The sequence below is a fragment of the Paenibacillus sp. ov031 genome (assembly GCF_900143165.1).
Classification (GTDB): Bacteria; Bacillota; Bacilli; order Paenibacillales; family Paenibacillaceae; genus Paenibacillus; species Paenibacillus marchantiae.
Genome location: NZ_FRDO01000004.1, coordinates 1 through 20,141, shown reverse-complemented (window position 1 = coordinate 20,141; position 20,141 = coordinate 1). Strand labels below are relative to the sequence as shown.

Here is a 20,141-nt window from a genome sequence, read left to right as displayed (position 1 = left end):
ATTTGTCACTGATCAAGGACATCAGTCAGCCTTCGGGCTGGCGGGATGTCCTTTATATCGGGCAAAAACGGAAAAATCAAGCTTTTGGAAGGAGCGCTGGAATATGAATCACCCGAATTTCAACGAAATGGCTGGCCGTCTGATGGTGGCACTCGATTATCCCGCAGCGGAGCAGGCTCAGGAATTAGTACAAGCCTTAGAAGGCATTCCCTGTTATCTGAAGGTGGGCATGCAGCTGTTCTACGCCGCTGGCCCGGACTTCATTCGCGAGCTGAAGTCGAAGGGGTACTCGGTATTCCTTGACGTGAAGATGCATGATATTCCAAACACGGTTCGTGGGGGTGCTGAAAGCATCACCCGTCTGGGAGTGGATATGTTCAATGTGCATGCAGCTGGAGGTACAAGCATGATGCGTGCTGCCCGTGAAGGTGCTGAGGCGGCTCTAGCTGCTGATCCTTCTCTTCGCAGACCTGAGATTATTGCGGTTACCCAGCTGACCAGTACCAGCCAGGAAACGATGAATGCTGAGATCGGCATCCAGGGAAGCGTTGAGGCAGCAGTAGTCCGTTATGCAGGACTAGCCCATGAGGCAGGTCTTGATGGCGTCGTTGCTTCCCCGTTGGAAGTACCGGCGATCCGCGCAGCCTGTGGCAGTGATTTTCACACGGTCACACCAGGCATCCGCCCAGCGGGAAGTGGCCTCGGAGACCAGACTCGTGTCCTGACGCCAGGTGAAGCCATTGCCAGAGGCAGCCATTACATTGTTGTAGGCAGACCAATTACGGGCGCTCCCAATCCACGTGAAGCAGCAGAAACCATTTTGAAGGAGATGTTAAACGCATGATCGAACTTACTGAGATCCCTAACCATATTGCTTCCCAACTGTTGAAAATTAAAGCGGTGGCGCTGCGTCCGCAGCAGCCATTTACCTGGACATCCGGCATCAAATCACCAATCTATTGTGATAACCGTCTAACGATGTCTTATCCCGAGATTCGTAATGACATTGCTGAAGCCTTTGCTGCGATCATTCGTGATCAATATCCCGATGCAGAAGTCATCGCAGGTACAGCAACCGCGGGTATCCCGCATGCTGCCTGGGTGGCGCAAAAGCTGAATCTGCCGATGGCATACATTCGTGATAAAGCCAAAGGACATGGCAAAGAGAACCTGATTGAAGGACTGATCACTGAGGGGCAGAAGGTTGTTGTCATTGAAGACCTGATCTCGACAGGCGGCAGTTCAATCAAAGCCGCTGAAGCAGTACGTGTAGCCGGGGCGACTCCATTGGCTGTACTGGCGATTTTCAGCTATCAGCTCGACAAAGGCATTAAAGCTTTTGAAGAAGCGGGAATTCCGCTGCAAACCCTGTCCAATTACACAGCTCTGATGGATGTGGCTTTGGCTGAGGGTACAATCCAGGAGAGTGATTTTGAACTGCTCAAATCTTGGCGTGAAGATCCTTCTTCATTTGGTAAATAATATCATTCACACCCGACTGAACAGTTTGATTGTGAACGGTATCAAAATTGTAATGATTGCCGCCATAGAGGCAAATACATTGAATATTCAAGAGGCATCCCGCACTTTGGGGTGCTTTTTTCGTTTGTTCATCAAAATATTAACTTTTTCACTGGAACGTTGTAAAAAGCTTGTAACTTTTAGTTGTGATCCGTCGTTTATAATGCAGTGTAGTATGGAATAGATTTCTATTTTTAGTGTCTTGATGAAGTGAACGGGATATGAAGAAAGGATGAGCGTGATTGCTGGCATGAAGAATTTATTTTCCAAAATCAGACCTGCCAAGAGCCAGTCAGGCGAGGACAGTGCGGTCGGACTCACGGAGCAGCAGGAACCAGTCGGGCAGGAGGAATCGGCATACATAAGTGAACCGCAGAATACATCCATCGACCCGCACGACATAACCAATGAAACAAGCCAAGAGGAAGTTGCGGTTGCAGCAGTTGAACCTGAAGTGAAGTCCAAGCCCTCCAAGAAGGATCTGTTGCCTCCATATGAAGGACCTGTGCTGGAGGTTCGCAATGTTCATCGCAGTTTCCAGACGGGTAGCCGTATTATTCATGTGCTCAAAGGCATCGATATGGAAGTGAACCCGCAACAGCTGGTGATGTTGAAAGGGCGGTCGGGCTCAGGGAAAACGACGCTGCTCAATATGCTGGGTGGGCTGGATCAGCCATCCAGTGGAGACATTCTGTTCTCCGGCCAGCCTCTTCAAGATTGGGGAGACCGGCGGCGGACCGCTTTGCGGCGCAGAGAAATTGGTTTTATTTTTCAGGCGTATGCGCTTATGCCCTTGTTGTCTGCCTGGGAAAATGTAGAGCTGTCGCTGCGCATGGCGGACGTGCCGCGTTCGGAATGGAAAGACCGGGTAGGTCATTGTCTGGATCTGGTCGGACTAACCAAACGGGTCAAGCACCGTCCATTCGAGATGTCCGGGGGAGAGCAGCAGCGGGTGGCCATCGCCAAGGCGATAGCCCACAGACCGAGATTATTGCTCGCGGATGAGCCGACAGCTGAACTCGATTCCAAAATGGGAGCACAGGTTATGGCTGTATTTCGCAATATTATTGAAGTTGAACAAGTAACGATCTGTATGACTACACACGATCCTACGATTTTGGAGGTTGCGGACCATGTTTATGAAATGGCGGACGGCAGATTTATCAAGTAAAGGGGCCGCTCCGAAGAGGGGGAAACGCGCAGCGCTTATTGTGCTTAGTGCGATAGTGGCTGCAACGATGTCCGGCTGCTCTTTGCTGCCGGCTGAGACAGAGGAAGAAGTACTTCCGCCAATTACACCGCCAACGATCTCCAAGAAGCCGGAATATGAAGTTCGGACAGAGACGCTGGAGAAGAAAGTAAGCGGAAGCGGCAAGATGATGAGCCAGCGGGAAGAAAAGGTGTATTTTACGCTGGACGGTATGCATATCAAAGAGTTGAATGTAAAACCAGGGGATAAAGTGAAAAAAGGTCAACTTCTCGCTGTTCTTGATGTAGAGAGCGTGGAAAAGGAAATCCGGGCCAAAAACCTGCAGATTCGCAAATCGGAAGTGCAAATGAAGGAAACGCTTCGCAAACGGGATGAGATGGACCCGGTAGAGTTCGAAGAGTCCACGATTGCCTTTGAAGAACTTCGTCAGGAACTCGCCGATCTGGAGGATCAGTTGGGTAAAGCCACTTTGACCGCTCCATTCGGTGGAACAGTCATTGCTGTGCAGGTGGAGAAGGGTGCGGCTGTCAAAGCTTATGACCCGATTGCGACCATAGCAGATACATCCAACTTGGTTGTCGCAGCTACGTTTGCCAAGGAAGATTTGGAAAAGTTCTCGGCTGGCATGAAGGCGGATGTGGACATTAATGGCGCAGGCAAAGTGGCTGGCAAAGTTAAAGTGATGCCTGTTGCCCAAGCATCGGGTACTGGAAGTGGTAATGGCGGAGGTTCGGGGGAAGGCGGAACGCCTCCAGCGAAAGAAAGCCTGGATCAATATGTTATCGTCTCGCTGGCGAAAATGCCCAAAGGGGTTGAACGCGGTACACCTCTAACGGTATCGATTGTCACGCAGCGAACAGAGAACGCGATTGTCATTCCAGTATCCGCTCTGCGCTCCATCGGTTCAAGAACGTACGTGCAAGTGGTGGAGAGTGATGGAAGCAAGCGTGAAGTGGACGTAGAAGTTGGGCAGCAGACATCCACGGATGTGGAGATTCTGAAAGGTCTGACCGTTGGACAGAAAGTAGTGGGCCGCTAATGGGGCTGCCATTGCTTCGACTGTTGTTCCGCAAAATGTGGAACACTCGCTGGATGACGTTCAGCACACTGATCGGACTGATTGTGGCGGTAGCGTTCACCGTTAGTATTCCGATGTATGCCGATGGTGCGCTGAAGCGGGTCGTGGCCCAGACGCTGCAGGATAACAGTGAGGGACTGCCAGCCGGCTCGTTGCTCATGAGTTACCAGGCACCTGGTGGTGTGAAGACAGACACACGTGGTCTGGAAGAGGTGGATCGATATATTCGCGAGGATGTGCCCCGTGACATTGGATTTCCTTTTCATACGTATGTGAACTCCCGTTCCATCCGCAGCACGGAAGTGAACCCGGAAGACCCAACGAAAGTGGATGCCAGCCGGGTCCGCAGCATGAGTCTGGGGACGATGACAGGCCTGGATGCACAGGTTAATTATTCTGCGGGAGTGAAGCCGGGCAACCAGGTCAAGGACGATACGATTGAAGCGGTCATGCTCGAAGAGGGCATGTATCGTAACGATCTGCATATCGGAGATGTTCTGGAATATCCAATTTACAGCGGTCTCGATATTACGTTGCGTGTGAAGATTATAGGTTCTTTCAAAGCCGATGATCCTAGCAGCCCGTATTGGGTACAGGGATTTGACGGTATGATGAACGGACTATATGTGGATGAATCGGTATTTAATAATGTTTTGTTAAAGGAAAAAGGGATCCCTCTTCAGAATTCACGTTGGTATTATGCATTTGATCTGAAAGAGATTCAAACGAGCCAGCTCTCGGGATTGACCTCTGTGCTGGAAAGGCTGGATATCGATCTGTATCAGCGGTTGAAGGATACGAAAGTGGACATCACCTTCGGGGATCTGCTGAAACAATTCCGCAGTCAGAGTCTGCAATTGCAGACCATGCTGTTCACACTGGCAGCACCGATGATTGCGATGGTCTTTTATTTTATTGCCATGAATGCCAGACAGTCGTTACAGAAGCAGGAGAGTGACATTGCGGTTCTGCGCAGTCGGGGAGCTTCTGCCCGGCAGATCTTCTCTCTTTATCTGCTTGAAGGTATATTCCTGGGAGCGATTGCTCTTGTCATTGGCCCGTTTCTTGGATGGTTTATGGCGAAAAGCATCGGTTCAGCGAGCGGATTTCTGTCGTTCGTGGATCGGAAATCCATTCCGATCGGAATATCAAAAGAAGCCATCCTGCTCGGCCTTATCGCCGTGTTGGTGGCAATCATAGCCTCGCTCATTCCGGCAGTAACCTATGCGCGGGCCACGATTGTGTCGGCTAAGCGGCGGCAAGCACGAACAGATCGTGCACCGGTATGGCAGCGCTGGTTCCTGGATATCGCGCTGTTGGGGCTCGCCGGATATGGATACTACTTGTTCTATGAACGGCAAATGTTGACGTTCCAGACCGGAATGACGACAGATCAGCTTCAGGTACAGCCGTTTCTGTTCTTTGTACCGGCACTCGCGATCTTTGCACTGGGACTGTTCTTCTTACGATTGTTCCCGTGGATTTTGAAGTTGATTCAGCTGATCGGGCGCAAGTTTCTCCCGGTTCCACTGTATCTGACACTGACGCAGCTTTCACGTTCATCATCTTCTTATTATCCTTTGATGATCCTGCTTGTATTGACACTCGGACTCGGTGTGTATAACTCGGCGGCGGCTCGTACCATTGATCTGAACTCAACCGAGCGCACGTTATATCGCTATGGTTCGGATGTTATTATGCAGACGGTATGGGAAGGCACACCTGAGGTTAAGCCAACGGGTTCCGGACAAAACGGAGGTTCAGGCGGTGGACAGGGTGGAGGAAACGGTGGCGGTGGTTCTGGAGGCGGCGGAGGTGGATCAGGTGGGGGCGGTGGTACTTCACAACCCACGAAGATGATCTATTCCGAGCCACCTTTTGAAGTGTTCCGCAGCCTGAATGGTGTCGAACATGCAGCGAGAGTGCTGCAAACGAAAGGCAACATTATTGTCTCTGGCAAATCAGGTGGACAGGGAATGCTGGTGGGGATCGACAATGTGGATTTTGCCCAAGTGGCGTGGTTCCGCAACGATCTGTTCCCGGCTCATCCTTATAAGTACCTTGACTTGCTTGGAAAATATGAAGGGGCCGTATTGATCTCTTCCAAATTTGCAGACAAATTCAAGCTCAAAACCGGAGACCTCGTCTCCATTGGTGTACAGGGTCAGGCGATTGAATTTGTTGTGTTTGGCATTATACCTTACTGGCCTGCCCAGTACCCGGATCAAATGCCGTTTTTCATTGCCAATCTGGATTACATCTATGATCAGGTGCCTCTGATTCCATATGAGGTCTGGTTGAAGATGGAGCCGGATGCCAAAGTTGCTCCTTTGATGGAGAAACTTGCAGCAGAAGGCATTGAGTTATCGTCTGTGCGCGATGTGCGTACAGAGCTGGTATCACAGGGCAAACATCCGTCAAGGGGTGGGGTGTTCGGCATACTGAGTCTCGGATTCCTTGTGTCGGTGATTATTTCCCTGATCGGATACATTCTGTACTGGTTCTTCAATCTATCCGGGCGTGTAGTACAGTTCGGTGTCCTGCGGGCGATGGGGTTATCCCGGGCACAATTGAGCGGTATGTTGCTGTTGGAGCAGGTGTTCACGGCGGGTCTGTCCATCATTCTTGGTATTGGCATTGGTCAGGTATCCAGCCGTCTGTTCCTGCCCTTCCTGCAAACGACAGATAATGTGTCCGCACAGGTACCTCCGTTCCGAATTGTATTTGAAGAGAAAGATATGTTGCAACTATACGGCGTGACCGTGGTCATGCTGATCATTGGAGCAACGATGCTGCTGTGGCAAATCCGCAGGCTGCGTGTTCACCAGGCAGTCAAAATGGGAGAGGAGAGGTAAACGTGATCCAATGCGAAGGACTTGTCAAAATTTTTAAATCCAGCGATGTGGAAGTCGTTGCCCTTCAAGGTCTCAATCTGACTGTCAATCAAGGTGAAATGATGGCTATCATCGGTAACAGTGGTAGTGGTAAATCCACATTGCTCAATATTCTGGGTGGACTTGATCGTCCAACAGCCGGTACAGCCGTTGTCGGGGATTGGGATTTGCTGAAAATGACAGATGCCCAATTGGTGGAGTACAAACGTCATACCGTAGGGTTCATTTGGCAAAATAACGGCCGTAACCTGCTGCCATACCTCACAGCACTGGAAAACGTGGAAACGCCCATGATTTTGGGAGGCAAGCGCGATCGCACCTATGCCATGCAGCTGCTGGAGTGGGTTGGACTGAAGGATCGGATGCACAACAAGCTGCATCAATTATCCGGTGGGGAGCAGCAGCGGGTAGCGATTGCCATCTCACTATCTAATCGCCCCAAGCTGCTGCTTGCCGATGAGCCGACAGGTTCGGTGGATTCAGAGACATGTGATACCATCATGGGCATTTTTCGCAAAATGAACAAGGAACTCGGGGTCACGATTGTGATTGTTACTCATGATCTAACCCTTGCTGGTAAGGTGGACCGGATCGTGGCGATTCGGGACGGCTTGACCAGCACCGAGTTTGTGAAACGTAATCCGAATCTGGATGACGAACATGGCTTATCGGAGGCAGGAGCCCCGGATATTCATGAAGCTTTTGTCATTATCGACCGGGCGGGACGACTTCAGGTGCCAAAGGAGTATCTGGAGGCGCTGTCCATTGATAATCGTGCCACATTGGAATTTGACGGTGAACGTATTGTCATTACACCGCCAAGATAATTTTAGAGGGGGAATTGGGAGATGAAGAACAGGTTTTGGGGAAAACGAGTGCTGGCCGTGTTGGCTACAGCTAGTCTGGCATTGCCGCTGCTTGCGGGTTGTACAGCGAGTGAGTCCAAGGATAACGAGCAGCGTGTATTGCGTGTAGCGACGTTATGGGGTGGCCAGGATGACAGCTATTTCCGTCAGCAGTTTACCGATGCTTTTGAATTGACACATCCAAATATAACGATTGAAGTTGTACCTGCGGTAGATCAGGGCAGCATGTATGGCTATGGTAACCAGGAAGAGCAGAAGGACATTCCGGATACGATGGAAAGCTTGAAGAAGATTATGACAGGGGATAACCCGGTAGATGTCATCGTGGCGGATACGGCGACAGTCAAGTCGTTGATTCAGGAAAACATGGTGAAACAACTGGACCCACTGATGCAGGAAGACAAGTTTGATACTACGGATATTGTGCCAAGTGTTCTCGAAGGAATTAAGGATTTGGGAGATCAGAGCATCTACGCTTTGACGCCAACGTTCTCCTCTTCCGCTTTGTTCTATAACAAGGGTATGTTTGAGAAAGCAGGCGTGGAGCCTCCAACGGATAATATGACTTGGGATGATATTTTCAACCTGGGTACACGCCTTACCAAAGGTGAAGGAAAAGACCATGTATTTGGATTCTCTTTCAGTACCTATCAAGGCGGTTCTCCATACTATACGATGTCCCAGTATTATAACTCTTTGCAGCTGAAAATTTTTGATGACAAAGCGGAGAAAATGACTGTAGATTCTCCTCAATGGGAGAAAGTATGGAGCACGATAAGCAAGCTTGCCTTAGATAAAGTCATCCCTAAAGGAGACGAACCGCAGGATAGTCAGGATGAGAGTGGACGTTATAATCCGCTTCAGGGTGATCTGTTCCTGAGTGGCAAAACAGCCATGGTGATTGGAGATTACAGCTACATTAATCAGTTGATTGATGCCAATAAAAATGCAGATAAAATGAAAGACTTTACGAAGGTAGACTGGGATGTTGTTACACCTCCAGTTCATCCGGAGGCTCCTGAAATCGGAGGTAACATTTATCTGAGCAACCTTATGGCCATTAATAGTTCAGCTCAGAACCCTGATGATGCATGGGAATTGATTAAGTATATGAACAGTGAAGACTGGGCGAAAATCAAAGCTCGCAGCAGTTATGAGATGGTTTCCCGGAAGAGCTTTATTAAACCGAAGGATGGCTTGGATTACAATATCCAGGCGTTCTATACACTGAAACCTATACCTCCGACCAATACGAACTTGGATAAAATGTATCAAAAAATGCCGAACCTGTGGCAAGTAAGTGACAAGGGTATGGAATACTTCAATCAAGTTCTTGCGAACAAAAAAACACCAAAAGAAGCGCTTGGTGAATGGGCAGCCAAAGGGAACGAGATGCTGGAGAAATTGAAAAAGAACCCTAAAGCCACATTTCAATAAAAGTTAGATGATCTTGTAAAAAAATCATAGATGCAGCCGCTGGAGATTTATATCTTCGGCGGCTATTTTTATGGAATTGGGGTATTCTACAAAAGCAGGGATAAATGATGACTTCAAGAAAGGACGAGTGGAATGCACTGGGTATATTTCAGCAAATTGTATACAACCAAATTTCAGGCAGGGTGTCTTGCAAAACGGATGGAGCAGGATGGGTGGATTTACGGTCATAACGAGCCAGCTGAAGTGGAAGTATATCGTTCAAAAAAAGGGCGGTATGGCGTACGCTTCATTCCCTAACATTACCCCTTGACATGTGGGGCAGGTATGGTGTATATTAATTAAGTCGCTGTTTTAATATTTCTTACTGACGCGGGGTGGAGCAGCCCGGTAGCTCGTCGGGCTCATAACCCGAAGGCCGCAGGTTCAAATCCTGCCCCCGCAATTTAGTTTTACTGGATGATTCACAGCCATCATCTGAACGTTATACATTTTTGTTCAGGGCCCTTAGCTCAGTTGGTTAGAGCGGTCGGCTCATAACCGATTGGTCACAGGTTCGAGTCCTGTAGGGCCCATTCTCTCGAAACCCTTGCGTAGCAAGGGTTTTTTTCTATTGTTATAAACTCAAAACTGATATTAACTGAGCCTTGGAATAAAGCCTGCAAAAGTTCGATGGTGATGAGCATCATCATTCGTTGCTGCTTCATCAAGGCTTTTTTGTTGTATTTCCCCTTCAACAAAGAATCCGTACTACTTTAAATGATAGGGGCGTACAAATAGTGTAGTTAATCTGTGGTTCAAAGAGGAGGGATAGTTCGATTGCCAAACTCTACAGGGTTGATCTACAATTCGCCAACAGGTGGAAGTGTGGCTACTCAGATTCTTGTGACTTGTTTAAATGATTCTCTTAATATTCCTGTAAATATAGAGATAGAAGTGTTTAAATGGGACACTACTCAAAATGCCAGAATTCCAATTGGGCACGATTTATTTCAAGTAGGCCCCCAGGCATCTCGGACCTTGATTTATGCTCTAAACGATGCAGCATTTTATGAAGTCCAAGCAGATTTCTTTAGTGCTACAAGTACGATTATTCATGCATATGGTATTGATTCTACAGGTAATATTATTCAACGTGTTTTACAGTCAGAAATGATATTAATTGACCGGTTTACGAATATTCCTTAATCTTTGGAATGGAGATGAGGTACTTGCCCGTTGTAAATATCACAGGAGCACTCGGTGGAAACCAATTTGAACCCTCGATTGCTTCCAACGAGTTACTTCCGAATATCATGTGTGCGGTTGCTGTTGACACAAGTACAGGACCTACACTTATCGGCGTTTATCGTTCTACTGACAGTGGACAGACATGGTCAACGACAACTATGCAGCAGCCTGCCGGGTATGCAGGCGCTGAAGCACCAACCATTGATTACACATTTCCGAGTACGTTTATAGTGACAGTTCACATATTTAACGGTGATAATGACGGTACAATCATCAGTTACACATCCCTGGATGATGGGGTGACCTGGACTCCTCCCGTGTTTGTGAACAAGGGATATGGCCTTATCGTTCATAATGATGAGCCGTTTATAGCAGTGGATCGAACACCTGGAAGCCCTTATCGGGGGAATGCGTATGTGGGGTACACCCCTCTTGCTACATTGGCTTCGTCCACATTTTTGCAAAGGTCATTAGATCAGGGGACAACGTGGGAGATTCCGAGCCGAATTTCAAGCCCAAGAGGTTTCCATGACAGAAGTTCTATAGCTATAGGTTTTACTGGTGAGGTATATGCAGGATATATTACTACAGGGCCGGATAGTCCGTACGCACTGCTTCGCATCTCCTACGATGGAGGGGCTACGTTCCAGCCGCCAATTGAACGACAATCCACATGGATTGCTTCTGTTGTCCCTGCCCCATCTCCTTTACCTGTCACGAATTATGCTTTTCGCGTGCAGACGAACCTGAGCTTGGGAGCTGACATATCCAATGGAACCTTTAGTGGTAAAGTCTATGCAACCTGGAATGATGCGCGGAATGGATACACCGACATTTTCCTATGCAGCTCACCGGATGGGCTTCTATGGTCAGATCCCGTAAGCATTACTGGAGCCCCTGTTGGTTCTCAAAATTTCTTTCCCTCCATTACTGTATCGCCATTCACAGGAACTGTAAGGGTTATTTATTATTCCAATCAGATTGACGGGTTTCTTTTAGATGTGTTTGTTGCTGAATCGTTTAACGGAGGAGCTACCTTTGCGAATCGCCGACTCACAACGACTTCGTTTAACCCCAACGGCAATTCACCGGTGCCTACCGTATTAATTGGTGATTATATTACCGCTACAACGTATGCTCCCGATAATTTGGCTGCAGTTTGGATGGCAACCACTCCGCCCACTGGAAAATTGGACGTTTACTTTGGAAGTTGATTAGATTACTTTAAAGTGATGAGGGAATTACTTAATAATTCACTGTGAGAAAGCTCTGTTAGCATAATGCTAGCAGAGCTTTTTTATGGCAGGCGAATGCTAACGAAATTGCAAACAAAGCTGATAAAATAAATATATGGTATCATTGTTAAAATATATGTTATAAAGGTGGTGACAATTTAAAGTTATGAATGGTGCTAGTGCTGTGGGTTTTGTAGGGATTTTAACTATATTTATTTTCATTGGTTTGGTAGGTCTGATTTTATATGCTGTGTTTTCAATGGCAATAAAAAGATCTGGTTTAAGGGAGGAAATCTCAGGTTTGAAGCAAGAGATTCGATTATTAAAAGAGAGATTGGAGAAAAACGAACATAACTTCGATTAAGAAATTCTGGAGGCACTACCGTAGCAATACGGGCAGTGTCTTTTTCATATGCCCTTTTTTCTAAATATCAGTGTCTGTCCATGCCATATCTCAAATCTCACATATACTATCATATCCCCGACAGAAGGAGGTAGATTTCATGAGTCAATTTCTTGATGCTAGAACATCGCAGAATGCGAGTTTGGCGAACTCCATTGCTATCCCGATTCTCGTAATCAATACTCCTCAACTGTTTGGTCAGATTGGTCTGCAAACAGCTGGTGCTGGTGCAAACCCACGGGTACAATTCAAAGGAACTGTATCAGTGCAGCTTCCATTAGCCCTCGTAGGTGTAACGATAACAATTGTCAGAGGGACCTTAGCAACGGATCCTGTCATCTATTCTGCAACGTCTACGTTCAGCTTGAGCATTCTGGCTCCTCAGGTCATTACGTTCTCAGCGGATGATTTCAATCCACCAATAACACCTCAGTTGACGTACACTGCATTTATCAGCTCTAACTTGCTGGGTACGATCCGTGTAGGACCTGAGAACTTTGATGGAGCCGTATATTCGGACTAACGTTGAGCGCCCTTGCCAACAGTTCGTTATAGAAGGAGTATAAATGTATTAACGAGCATTGCCTGCCTTGAGAAAGGCAGGTTTTTTCTATTTTACAGGAGTGTGGTTTAGCACTTCATTGGATCAGGCATCGTTTATGATATAATGCGTTAGAGATTAAGGGAACGGTCTATGAGAAGATGGAATGGAAATTCCGAAATGTCGATGAAATTATGAATGGAAAGCAGGTTTTCAACCAATGATGCAAAACGAAGGACAACGATTCCGCTTCAGTGAAGCTCCGGTATGGGACTGGCAGCGGGCATATTATGAACAGAAAGGGCTGCACGCTTGGACCGAGAATCAGGTTCCGCAATATATTACGAGTAACCCCATGATTGCAATGGCGTATGCCGAGATGATTTTTGGTTTTCTTCAAGATCTCGCCAGCAAAGGAAAGACGGCCGAGACAGTGACCATTCTGGAACTTGGAGCGGGCGTAGGCCGCTTGGCGCACCAAATTCTGTTCAAACTGACAGAGTTGAAAGATTTTGCAGGCGTGCAGCTGCCAGCTTTTCGATATGTAATGACCGATCTGGTCGAAGATAATGTATTGGGCTGGAGAGAGCATCCGTCCATGCAATCCTTTATTGACCAAGGAATACTGGATTTCGCACGTTTTGACGCGATAGAGGACACCGAGTTGAATCTGGTAGTGGCGGATACAGTTATTCGACCGGGCGATCTGAAGCAACCTTTGCTGTTGATTGCCAATTACTTTTTTGACAGCATTCCACAGGAATTAATTTATGTCGGTGAGGGTGAGATATACGAGTGTGACATACTCCTCCAATCTCCAGAATCTGCTCTTCATTCGGAGCCTGCCGAGTTGCTGAAAAACATGATACTGAGTTATGAATACCGCCGTGCACCTGAGTACAGTGCAGAAGACTATCCGTATCAAGGGCTTATCGCTCTGTACAAGGAAGAGTTGGAGGATTCGCACATTATGTTCCCGGCAATCGGTCTGTCCTGTCTCGAACGATTGAATAGGTTATCAGATTCAGGATATGTGTTAATTACTGCGGACAAAGGTGACCATCGACTGGACAACTGGAAGTTTGCCGAGCCTCCTGAATTTGTACTTCATGGAAGTTTTTCTTTAACGGCAAATTATCATGCCATTCAATATGTATTGGAACAGCAAGGAGCCCACACTCGTTTCACAACACATCATTATAAAGATCTGAACGTTGGATGTATGTTGATGGTGGACGAACCACTGGGGTACATAAACACTCGTCTGGCGTATCACCGATTTGTTGAACGTTTTGGACCCGATGATTTCTTCAGTATGAAAGAATGGATGGATCATCAGGTAGAGCGGATGGAATTGAAGCAGATTATACCGTTCTGGCGTCTGGGCGGATATGATGCTGAGTTTTTGATTCATAGTGCCAACCGGATTTCGAACCTTCTACCGGATGCAAGCGATGAGGAAATGCTTGATATTCAGTCTGGAATCCACATCATGTGGTCTTCATATTATGTAATGGAGCGGCTAGGAGATGTGGCGTTTCTTGTAGGTCAGCTGTTATATGGGATGTATATGTATGAGGACGCCAAGCGATTTCTGGAGCTGTCGTTAGGTACTGATTCGAGAAAACAGAACTCAGCTGTGCTGTACGACTTGGCTGTGTGTTGTTATGAACTTGAACTGGAAGAAGAAACACTGGCTTACACACGGAAAGTACTGGCTTTGGAACCTGATCATGAGGAAGCAATAGATTTGTTGAAAAGCTTCGAGTGTCTATAAAGATTGAAACTTACTTCTTTTCATCGTATTATTAGGATGATCACACAAAAATTTCCTGTATACGGAAGAGGAGATGAGTGCATGAAGAAGGTTCTGACCATTTTGCTGTATCCACTTGCGGCGGTTGTGGGAGCGTTGGGCGCAAATTCAGCTGCGACTGGTGATATGGTACTTTTTGCCAAAGATATAGCCACAGATCGAGGTTATGACGGGCAGGAGATTTATGATAGAATTGAACACAGAAATTCCTAACTACATATCATTTAAACTGTAAAAGTAATTGTTAGACGTAACGATATGCCAAAGACAATTACTCTTGAAGCGAAGTGCGGTGAGCAGGAATCCTGCGTGTACAACCTTTAAGCCGGTTTCATACCTGATACAGGTATGAACCGGCTTTTATTCATGAATGGGGGATAAACGTTGAAGATTATTATTGGACAACCCAGGTTGGAACAACAATTGCTGCAGCTGGAAGCGGAATTGAAACAACATCCAGAAGCGGATGTGTTGTTCTTTCCTGAAGGCTATCTGAATCAGAACGTGGAAGAGGCTAGCCGTCTGGCGGCTGTATATGGAACGATGATTGTATCAGGTCATCGCAGGTTGGATGAACGTCCCAAGGACCGTGCGATCATTATTAACAAGGCTGGGGAGACTGTATTGGAGAAAGCGAAGTATACCGCTGCTGAGGTAATTAAGGAACAGGACTGGACCATAAGCACATTGTTATGTGACGAACTGGTACTGCAAGGATTTCGCAACGAGAATATTGGCAGAGTGGATTTGATTATGCATTCCATTGGTGTGGGGATGTTCAGTGAAGAGCAGTATACAGAGTGGGTTGAAGAAGCGCGGCAGATGGCGATACAAAATCAATGCATTGTTATGGGGACCAGCCATGCGGACGGTTCATATCCTAACAGTGAAATTTCAATTCCAATCGCTTATTGTATTGCCCCGGATGGTCAAGTGGTTTTGGCGTCCAGAAACGATACACGTACTCGTTTGATTGTCCTGGAGCAGCAAAATACAGCAGACTTCTATCGTGAAGTATCAGGAAATGATGTGAACATCAACATCCAAGTCATTCCTTCGGCATAATTCAACTAACAGAATACACAATGATTGGGCCGGTTAGCTTGCCGTATAGCCCGGTCATTCATGTTAGAATCGACATATGTTATGGCATACCTTGAAATTCAAAGGAGGCCAATCAAATGAGTGAAGTTGGATACGGTTGTGGCGGCAATGTTGGTGGATTTGGCGGATGGACTTCCACAAGCGCAATTCTCGTACTCTTCATCCTGCTCGTAATCATCACTAAATCTTTCTGGCTGTAAGCCGCTGTAGAACAAGGTGAGACCCTGGTTGCGTGTATGCTCCGCTGAGACTTCAGCGGGGCTTTTCTGCGTTTCTATGAAAAAAATGATATGATGAAAGAGATTTGACAACCGAAAACAATGTGCTTAAAATCACATAAGAGACTAATAATAGAGATTGAAGGGATAGCAATGCCGTTTATTCGTTTTAAAGGATTCACAGGACCTCAGCTGGAGGAAGTTGTACCTCGCATCACGGAGCAATTTGCGTTGATTACCAATATCCCGCGGGAGAGAATGAAGGCAGAGCGTCATGACGTACAAGCCCTTACTCCTTCTCCGGCTTCAGTAGAGATCTTGATGTTCCAACGTGATCAGGAGATTCATAATCGTATCGCTTCCTCAATGCAGGTTATTTTGGAAGAAGCGGATTTGCCTGATGTGCATATTTTCTTCAATATACTGTCACCAGCGCTGTATTATAAACAAGGCAAGCCGTTGACAGATTACCGATTGGATTGAGAATAAAATGGCTGCACCGATGATGTTCGGATGCAGCAGAGACGAGCAGATATGTGCTCGTCTTTTTTTGATTCAATCATTTTGCTCTTTAATTCGATTTAACCGGAAAGAGCACAGGGAGGATACGATGAATAAGGCACCGCCAATCAAATATACTAGCCGAATCCCCATTTGATCAGCAATCAGACCGAAGATTACCGTAGATATGCTCATGGAAGCTGAGAGAATAATTCCATGTGCTGCGTTTACTTTGGTCAGTGATTCGATGGGCACACGGGTCTGAAAAGCCGTCTGCTGAGCAATATCGCGGATCTGATAAGCAGGACCCATAAGCATACACAATACCAGAGCAAGCCAAGGAAGGCTGTTTAAACCGTATGCGATGGTCAGTAAGCTGAAGAGAAGAGAACCTATGGCCATACTGGAGATCAAGTGCTTTTGTATGCGAGTGGCCAAGGCGATGGCCAGAATTCCCCCAAGAATGGTGCCGGCAGAATAGCTGGAGTTGATAAGTCCCCACCAACCTTCCTCTTGGCCCAAAGCTTCTTTCACAAAAGCAAGCGTGATAGCACCGATCCAGATGGAGCCAGCAAGACCTTCAACCAGATCCATGAACGTTATCAGGCGCAACGATCGATTTTTCCAAAGGATAAGCCAACCTTCCCTTAATACATCCCATCTGGAAGTGGATTTCTCGACTTTTTCCTGCATATCGCGGGTAAGTGAACTGATCGTAATCATTAGAAGCAGGACAGCCCAGGATAAGCTTGTAGCCGCCCAGAATGTTTGTGAAGCCCCCCAGTGCATAACGATGAATCCTGTCATCGCATATCCAATGATCGTCACGGTCTGAGTAGAGAATGAGAGAAAACTATTCGCCTTCACCAGATCTTCTCCTTGAACCAATCGTGGAGTTAATGTGTTTATTAATGGAGATTCCCATCCGTCCAGGAACGAGAGGATCGCTATTCCCACAAGCAGAAGAGGAATGTGAGCAGTGAGATCGGTAAATGCGATGGCGATTCCGGTTATCATCAATGTTTTGGCTAAAGGAATGCTAATAATCAGCCTGGAGAATGCGAAACGGTTCACAAGCAGTGGTGCAGTGAACCCTGCGACGATACGAGCTGACATTTGAATGAATGGAAACAGCGCAGCGTAAAGGACAGACCCGGTCTGACCGTAAATAAACGTCGTGATAACCATGATATATATAACATTAATGAGAGAAAGCAGCGTTTTGGCAGCCCAATATGGATAAAATGCGATGTTCATGCTAAGGTGTCCTTTCCACAACGATAATTATATATTACGGGTATCGTTGCAAACGCACCACAAACAAAGTTGTCATTTTCCCGTCATTGAAGCAGCAAAAAAGCAGCTGTCCCAAGGGATAGCTGCCGTTCTGGTTTCTATAATTCAAGCCACAACGAGCGTAAAAGCGATAAGCAGCATCAACAGACTGGTCATTCTGGTCATCGCCATATACGGTCTGCTGGGCTCAGCCTCTCCCCGAGAAATCCAGCCATAACGCAAGTACCAGCCAAATTTCGGGAAGCACAAATTAATGATACAAAGTGTCATGAATATAAAAAAGAGGGTTCTCATACCCGATCTTCCTTCCTCATTTTACATGACCGGCTCAAAATTAACGCTTACGTCTGGAGAAGAAGAAAACAAGCAAAATAATAATAATAATGATTAATAAAAATTTCATGAGTGACCCTCCTGATGACATGATAAGTTTTGTGAATGTATTATTCAGATATTACCCAAGGAACACATGGCTTGAATAACTATGTTACAATTAATTATATTGTTTTTATATAATCACATACCATCGGGTTATCGATAGCTGCATTAGGAGCATGAACACAACGCAACAAAGTTTGGTGAGATGAAGGAGGAAGCATGACTAAATACAATCAACTCGCTATACAATGGGAATTTATAATTTCTAAGATTAAATCTTCCGTGACCGTAGTCGATGCTACCTTGCCTGATTTTCCTCTAATGTATGTAAATGAATATTTTAGTGAATTAACCGGATATAGTGCGGAAGAGTCGATTGGACAGAATTGCCGATTCCTGCAAGGGCCGGATACGGATCCGGAAACCGTACAGAAAATTCGCGAAGCATTGAAGAAGCGTCAGTCGATCAAGACAGAGATTCTAAACTATACGAAGCATGGACAGAAATTCTGGAATGAACTGAATATTGATCCGATTTTCGATGATTCAGGGGAATGTTTGTTTTTTGTAGGGATTCAATACGATATTTCGGAGCGAAAATATGCTGAGCAGCAGTTACGTATGGCAGCTTCGCTGACAGAAATGAACAGTAGGGGACAGCTGGAGTTCATTGGGAAGCTGAACCATGAACTTCGCACGCCGCTGAACGGGATTATGGGCATGATCGAACTTGTGGGCATGGGTGACAACAGTGAGGAGCAAAAAGAGTACCTGGAGCTTGCGCGCCAGTCAGGGGAGGCTCTTCTGAACATTGTCAACAATAGTCTTGATATGGCCAAGCTGGGCAGAGGGAAAATGAGAGTGGAGCAAATCGAATTTCAGCCGTTAAAGCTGATTCAACAGATTATTAAAACGCATGAACCTGCGGCGCAGAATAAACAAATTCGCTTGCTCTGTCATGCGGATCTGACTACTCCTGATGTACTCACAGGTGATCCTCTGCGTCTCCGACAAGTGCTGGATAACCTGCTCAGCAACGCCATTAAATTCACGGAACAAGGTGAAGTACAATTACAGATGGACGTTGAGGAGCGGCGAGGGGATACCGTTATTCTGGTATTCACTGTACATGACACCGGCATTGGCATTCCGGATAATAAAATTAATCAATTGTTTGAAGCATTCACGCAGACAGACCTCTCTCATGCACGCAAATTTGGCGGCAGCGGACTTGGACTTACCATCTGCAAAGAGTTGCTCGAATTGATGGACGGTCAAATTTCGGTGGAGAGTACCGAGGGGAAAGGTACGAAGTTTGAGGTAACCTTACCTTTACTTCGACAACAGGCGATTCCTAACGTAGGGTAGTCTATACAGAACGAACAGCCGGGAAGTGTCGGCTGTTTTTTTATGTTTTTTTATATTGTTTAGCGAACTGGCGTTCTGGTATAATGCAAGTGTTGAATGGGGGAGAAACAGCATGAGTAAAAGACGCAGAAGTAAAAGGAGCAAGGGCAAGCAACGATTTAAAAAGCAGATATTGACGCTGGTGGCCATGTTAATGGTAGCTCTCTATGCATGGGTTGGGGGAGAATGGTCTCTGGATATACCGTCCCAATTTGGAGGAAGTAAGGGGAGCGTAGATCATACCATCACATTCCCGGCCGAGCGCTATCCCGAAACGGCCAATCATATCAAGAAGGCCATCAAGGCAGGACATTCGGATGTATGCACCATTGATCGCAGTGGAGCTGAAGGTAATCGGGATTTGTCCCTCAAAGGTGTTCCGGTCAAAAAGGGGAAAGATCGGGATGAATGGCCAATGGCGATGTGTGCAGAAGGCGGAGCGGGTGCGGATATCCAATATATTAGTCCCAAAGATAATCGTGGTGCAGGCTCATGGGTGGGAAACCAACTAAGTACATATCCGGATGGAACTCGAGTAAAGTTTGTGGTGAAATAACGACGGACTATGAATGAGAAAGTAATTGATGGAGAAATGCCTTGGCTTTGAAAGAGTGTGGTGTAAAGTAAAAGGCAAAAATAAAACCAGACGTCGATTGAACTGCACCCCATTTGTTAGACACGACTAACAATGGAGGTGCAGTTTTTTTGCCTAAATTCAGTTTAGATGAGAAATTGAAAGCCATTCATAGATATCAGAATGGTACTGAAGGAGTCAAAAGTATTGCAAAATCATTACGGATAAATCATGAAACTTTACGTATGTGGATTAGGCAATACGAATATCACGGCGTCAAAGCTTTTGAAAAGAGCTATACAGCTTACACTAAGACATTTAAACTAGACGTACTCACCTATATAAACGAGAATGGGACGTCTCCAAATGAAGCTGCGGTCATTTTCAATATACCCTCTCCTAGGATTATTAGAAAATGGCGTATTCAATTCAATG

22 protein-coding genes and 2 tRNA genes are annotated in these 20,141 nt (G+C 46.4%); 22 read left to right on the top strand and 2 right to left on the bottom strand.

Going from position 1 to position 20,141, the window contains the following annotated elements:
- The first annotated feature begins 103 nt into the window (after positions 1 to 103).
- From pyrF to BUA17_RS17540, 19 genes are all read left to right on the top strand, one after another.
- Positions 104 to 844, top strand: coding sequence for an orotidine-5'-phosphate decarboxylase (gene pyrF, locus BUA17_RS17615; protein WP_072734472.1), 741 nt, complete (start codon positions 104 to 106; stop codon positions 842 to 844).
- Positions 841 to 1,482 (top strand): orotate phosphoribosyltransferase, encoded by a 642-nt coding sequence (gene pyrE / locus BUA17_RS17610; RefSeq protein ID WP_062326374.1) that lies wholly within the window; start codon positions 841 to 843, stop codon positions 1,480 to 1,482. Before pyrF ends, pyrE begins: the two co-directional genes overlap by 4 nt.
- Before the next feature lie 271 nt (positions 1,483 to 1,753).
- Entirely contained in the window at positions 1,754 to 2,692 is a 939-nt protein-coding gene (locus BUA17_RS17605; RefSeq protein ID WP_139295690.1) for an ABC transporter ATP-binding protein, read from the top strand.
- A complete protein-coding gene (locus BUA17_RS17600; RefSeq protein WP_072734471.1) occupies positions 2,655 to 3,770 on the top strand; it encodes an efflux RND transporter periplasmic adaptor subunit in 1,116 nt (371 codons plus the stop codon). The genes BUA17_RS17605 and BUA17_RS17600 overlap by 38 nt, the downstream gene beginning before the upstream one ends.
- Positions 3,770 to 6,664, top strand: coding sequence for an ABC transporter permease (locus tag BUA17_RS17595; protein WP_072734470.1), 2,895 nt, complete (start codon positions 3,770 to 3,772; stop codon positions 6,662 to 6,664). The genes BUA17_RS17600 and BUA17_RS17595 overlap by 1 nt, the downstream gene beginning before the upstream one ends.
- A gap of 2 nt (positions 6,665 to 6,666) precedes the next feature.
- Complete coding sequence (locus BUA17_RS17590; protein ID WP_072734469.1) at positions 6,667 to 7,530, top strand: ABC transporter ATP-binding protein; 864 nt, start codon at positions 6,667 to 6,669, stop codon at positions 7,528 to 7,530.
- Between the two features lie 21 nt (positions 7,531 to 7,551).
- Positions 7,552 to 9,006 carry an ABC transporter substrate-binding protein gene (locus tag BUA17_RS17585; RefSeq protein ID WP_063567874.1) on the top strand — a complete coding sequence of 485 codons (1,455 nt, stop codon included), beginning with the start codon at positions 7,552 to 7,554 and terminating at the stop codon, positions 9,004 to 9,006.
- Positions 9,007 to 9,138: 132 nt separating this feature from the next.
- Complete coding sequence (locus BUA17_RS31250; protein WP_162842468.1) at positions 9,139 to 9,303, top strand: hypothetical protein; 165 nt, start codon at positions 9,139 to 9,141, stop codon at positions 9,301 to 9,303.
- 71 nt (positions 9,304 to 9,374) lie between these two features.
- Positions 9,375 to 9,448: transfer RNA gene (locus BUA17_RS17580), tRNA-Met, on the top strand.
- 56 nt (positions 9,449 to 9,504) lie between these two features.
- Positions 9,505 to 9,578, top strand: a tRNA-Ile gene (locus BUA17_RS17575).
- 244 nt (positions 9,579 to 9,822) lie between these two features.
- Positions 9,823 to 10,191, top strand: a complete 369-nt coding sequence (locus tag BUA17_RS17570) for a hypothetical protein (protein WP_072734468.1) — start codon at positions 9,823 to 9,825, stop codon at positions 10,189 to 10,191.
- A 23-nt stretch (positions 10,192 to 10,214) separates the two neighbouring features.
- Positions 10,215 to 11,447 carry a beta propeller repeat protein gene (locus tag BUA17_RS17565; RefSeq protein WP_090953422.1) on the top strand — a complete coding sequence of 411 codons (1,233 nt, stop codon included), beginning with the start codon at positions 10,215 to 10,217 and terminating at the stop codon, positions 11,445 to 11,447.
- A gap of 187 nt (positions 11,448 to 11,634) precedes the next feature.
- Positions 11,635 to 11,832, top strand: a complete 198-nt coding sequence (locus BUA17_RS17560; RefSeq protein WP_063567877.1) for a hypothetical protein — start codon at positions 11,635 to 11,637, stop codon at positions 11,830 to 11,832.
- Positions 11,833 to 11,971: 139 nt separating this feature from the next.
- Positions 11,972 to 12,394, top strand: coding sequence for a hypothetical protein (locus BUA17_RS17555; RefSeq protein ID WP_063567878.1), 423 nt, complete (start codon positions 11,972 to 11,974; stop codon positions 12,392 to 12,394).
- Positions 12,395 to 12,632: 238 nt separating this feature from the next.
- A complete protein-coding gene (locus BUA17_RS17550) occupies positions 12,633 to 14,189 on the top strand; it encodes a hypothetical protein (protein ID WP_072734467.1) in 1,557 nt (518 codons plus the stop codon).
- 81 nt (positions 14,190 to 14,270) lie between these two features.
- Complete coding sequence (locus BUA17_RS31245) at positions 14,271 to 14,441, top strand: hypothetical protein (protein WP_157258415.1); 171 nt, start codon at positions 14,271 to 14,273, stop codon at positions 14,439 to 14,441.
- Between the two features lie 171 nt (positions 14,442 to 14,612).
- On the top strand, positions 14,613 to 15,293 hold the full coding sequence (locus tag BUA17_RS17545; RefSeq protein ID WP_072734466.1) for a hypothetical protein: 681 nt from the start codon (positions 14,613 to 14,615) through the stop codon (positions 15,291 to 15,293).
- 116 nt (positions 15,294 to 15,409) lie between these two features.
- Positions 15,410 to 15,532 carry a sporulation protein YjcZ gene (locus BUA17_RS30655; protein ID WP_079696179.1) on the top strand — a complete coding sequence of 41 codons (123 nt, stop codon included), beginning with the start codon at positions 15,410 to 15,412 and terminating at the stop codon, positions 15,530 to 15,532.
- 171 nt (positions 15,533 to 15,703) lie between these two features.
- Entirely contained in the window at positions 15,704 to 16,033 is a 330-nt protein-coding gene (locus BUA17_RS17540; protein WP_063567881.1) for a DUF1904 family protein, read from the top strand.
- A gap of 72 nt (positions 16,034 to 16,105) precedes the next feature.
- On the opposite strand, the gene BUA17_RS17535 is transcribed toward BUA17_RS17540, so the two are convergent.
- Positions 16,106 to 17,308 (bottom strand): MFS transporter, encoded by a 1,203-nt coding sequence (locus BUA17_RS17535; RefSeq protein ID WP_072734465.1) that lies wholly within the window; start codon positions 17,306 to 17,308, stop codon positions 16,106 to 16,108.
- 144 nt (positions 17,309 to 17,452) lie between these two features.
- Positions 17,453 to 17,641: a DUF6199 family natural product biosynthesis protein gene (locus tag BUA17_RS17530; RefSeq protein WP_053784205.1), complete on the bottom strand. Its 189-nt coding sequence runs from the start codon at positions 17,639 to 17,641 to the stop codon at positions 17,453 to 17,455.
- A gap of 303 nt (positions 17,642 to 17,944) precedes the next feature.
- On the opposite strand from BUA17_RS17530, the gene BUA17_RS17525 reads away from it, so the two are divergent.
- The 3 genes from BUA17_RS17525 to BUA17_RS17515 all read left to right on the top strand — a co-directional run.
- Positions 17,945 to 19,093: a sensor histidine kinase gene (locus tag BUA17_RS17525; RefSeq protein ID WP_072734464.1), complete on the top strand. Its 1,149-nt coding sequence runs from the start codon at positions 17,945 to 17,947 to the stop codon at positions 19,091 to 19,093.
- Positions 19,094 to 19,205: 112 nt separating this feature from the next.
- Positions 19,206 to 19,688 carry a NucA/NucB deoxyribonuclease domain-containing protein gene (locus tag BUA17_RS17520; RefSeq protein ID WP_079696176.1) on the top strand — a complete coding sequence of 161 codons (483 nt, stop codon included), beginning with the start codon at positions 19,206 to 19,208 and terminating at the stop codon, positions 19,686 to 19,688.
- Between the two features lie 149 nt (positions 19,689 to 19,837).
- Positions 19,838 to 20,141, top strand: a 304-nt coding sequence (locus tag BUA17_RS17515) for a transposase (RefSeq protein WP_170867880.1), incomplete at its 3' end; no start/stop codon positions are given.

What these genes read in the sequence shown, in the direction of transcription:
- pyrF (WP_072734472.1), top strand. Translation starts at nt 104, where the DNA reads ATGAATCACCCGAATTTCAACGAAATGGCTGGCCGTCTGATGGTGGCA.
- pyrE (WP_062326374.1), top strand. Translation starts at nt 841, where the DNA reads ATGATCGAACTTACTGAGATCCCTAACCATATTGCTTCCCAACTGTTG.
- BUA17_RS17605 (WP_139295690.1), top strand. Translation starts at nt 1,754, where the DNA reads ATGAGCGTGATTGCTGGCATGAAGAATTTATTTTCCAAAATCAGACCT.
- BUA17_RS17600 (WP_072734471.1), top strand. Translation starts at nt 2,655, where the DNA reads ATGTTTATGAAATGGCGGACGGCAGATTTATCAAGTAAAGGGGCCGCT.
- BUA17_RS17595 (WP_072734470.1), top strand. Translation starts at nt 3,770, where the DNA reads ATGGGGCTGCCATTGCTTCGACTGTTGTTCCGCAAAATGTGGAACACT.
- BUA17_RS17585 (WP_063567874.1), top strand. Translation starts at nt 7,552, where the DNA reads ATGAAGAACAGGTTTTGGGGAAAACGAGTGCTGGCCGTGTTGGCTACA.
- BUA17_RS31250 (WP_162842468.1), top strand. Translation starts at nt 9,139, where the DNA reads ATGCACTGGGTATATTTCAGCAAATTGTATACAACCAAATTTCAGGCA.
- BUA17_RS17560 (WP_063567877.1), top strand. Translation starts at nt 11,635, where the DNA reads ATGAATGGTGCTAGTGCTGTGGGTTTTGTAGGGATTTTAACTATATTT.
- BUA17_RS17555 (WP_063567878.1), top strand. Translation starts at nt 11,972, where the DNA reads ATGAGTCAATTTCTTGATGCTAGAACATCGCAGAATGCGAGTTTGGCG.
- BUA17_RS17550 (WP_072734467.1), top strand. Translation starts at nt 12,633, where the DNA reads ATGATGCAAAACGAAGGACAACGATTCCGCTTCAGTGAAGCTCCGGTA.
- BUA17_RS31245 (WP_157258415.1), top strand. Translation starts at nt 14,271, where the DNA reads ATGAAGAAGGTTCTGACCATTTTGCTGTATCCACTTGCGGCGGTTGTG.
- BUA17_RS30655 (WP_079696179.1), top strand. Translation starts at nt 15,410, where the DNA reads ATGAGTGAAGTTGGATACGGTTGTGGCGGCAATGTTGGTGGATTTGGC.
- BUA17_RS17540 (WP_063567881.1), top strand. Translation starts at nt 15,704, where the DNA reads ATGCCGTTTATTCGTTTTAAAGGATTCACAGGACCTCAGCTGGAGGAA.
- BUA17_RS17535 (WP_072734465.1), bottom strand. Translation starts at nt 17,308, where the DNA reads ATGAACATCGCATTTTATCCATATTGGGCTGCCAAAACGCTGCTTTCT.
- BUA17_RS17530 (WP_053784205.1), bottom strand. Translation starts at nt 17,641, where the DNA reads ATGAGAACCCTCTTTTTTATATTCATGACACTTTGTATCATTAATTTG.
- BUA17_RS17525 (WP_072734464.1), top strand. Translation starts at nt 17,945, where the DNA reads ATGACTAAATACAATCAACTCGCTATACAATGGGAATTTATAATTTCT.
- BUA17_RS17520 (WP_079696176.1), top strand. Translation starts at nt 19,206, where the DNA reads ATGAGTAAAAGACGCAGAAGTAAAAGGAGCAAGGGCAAGCAACGATTT.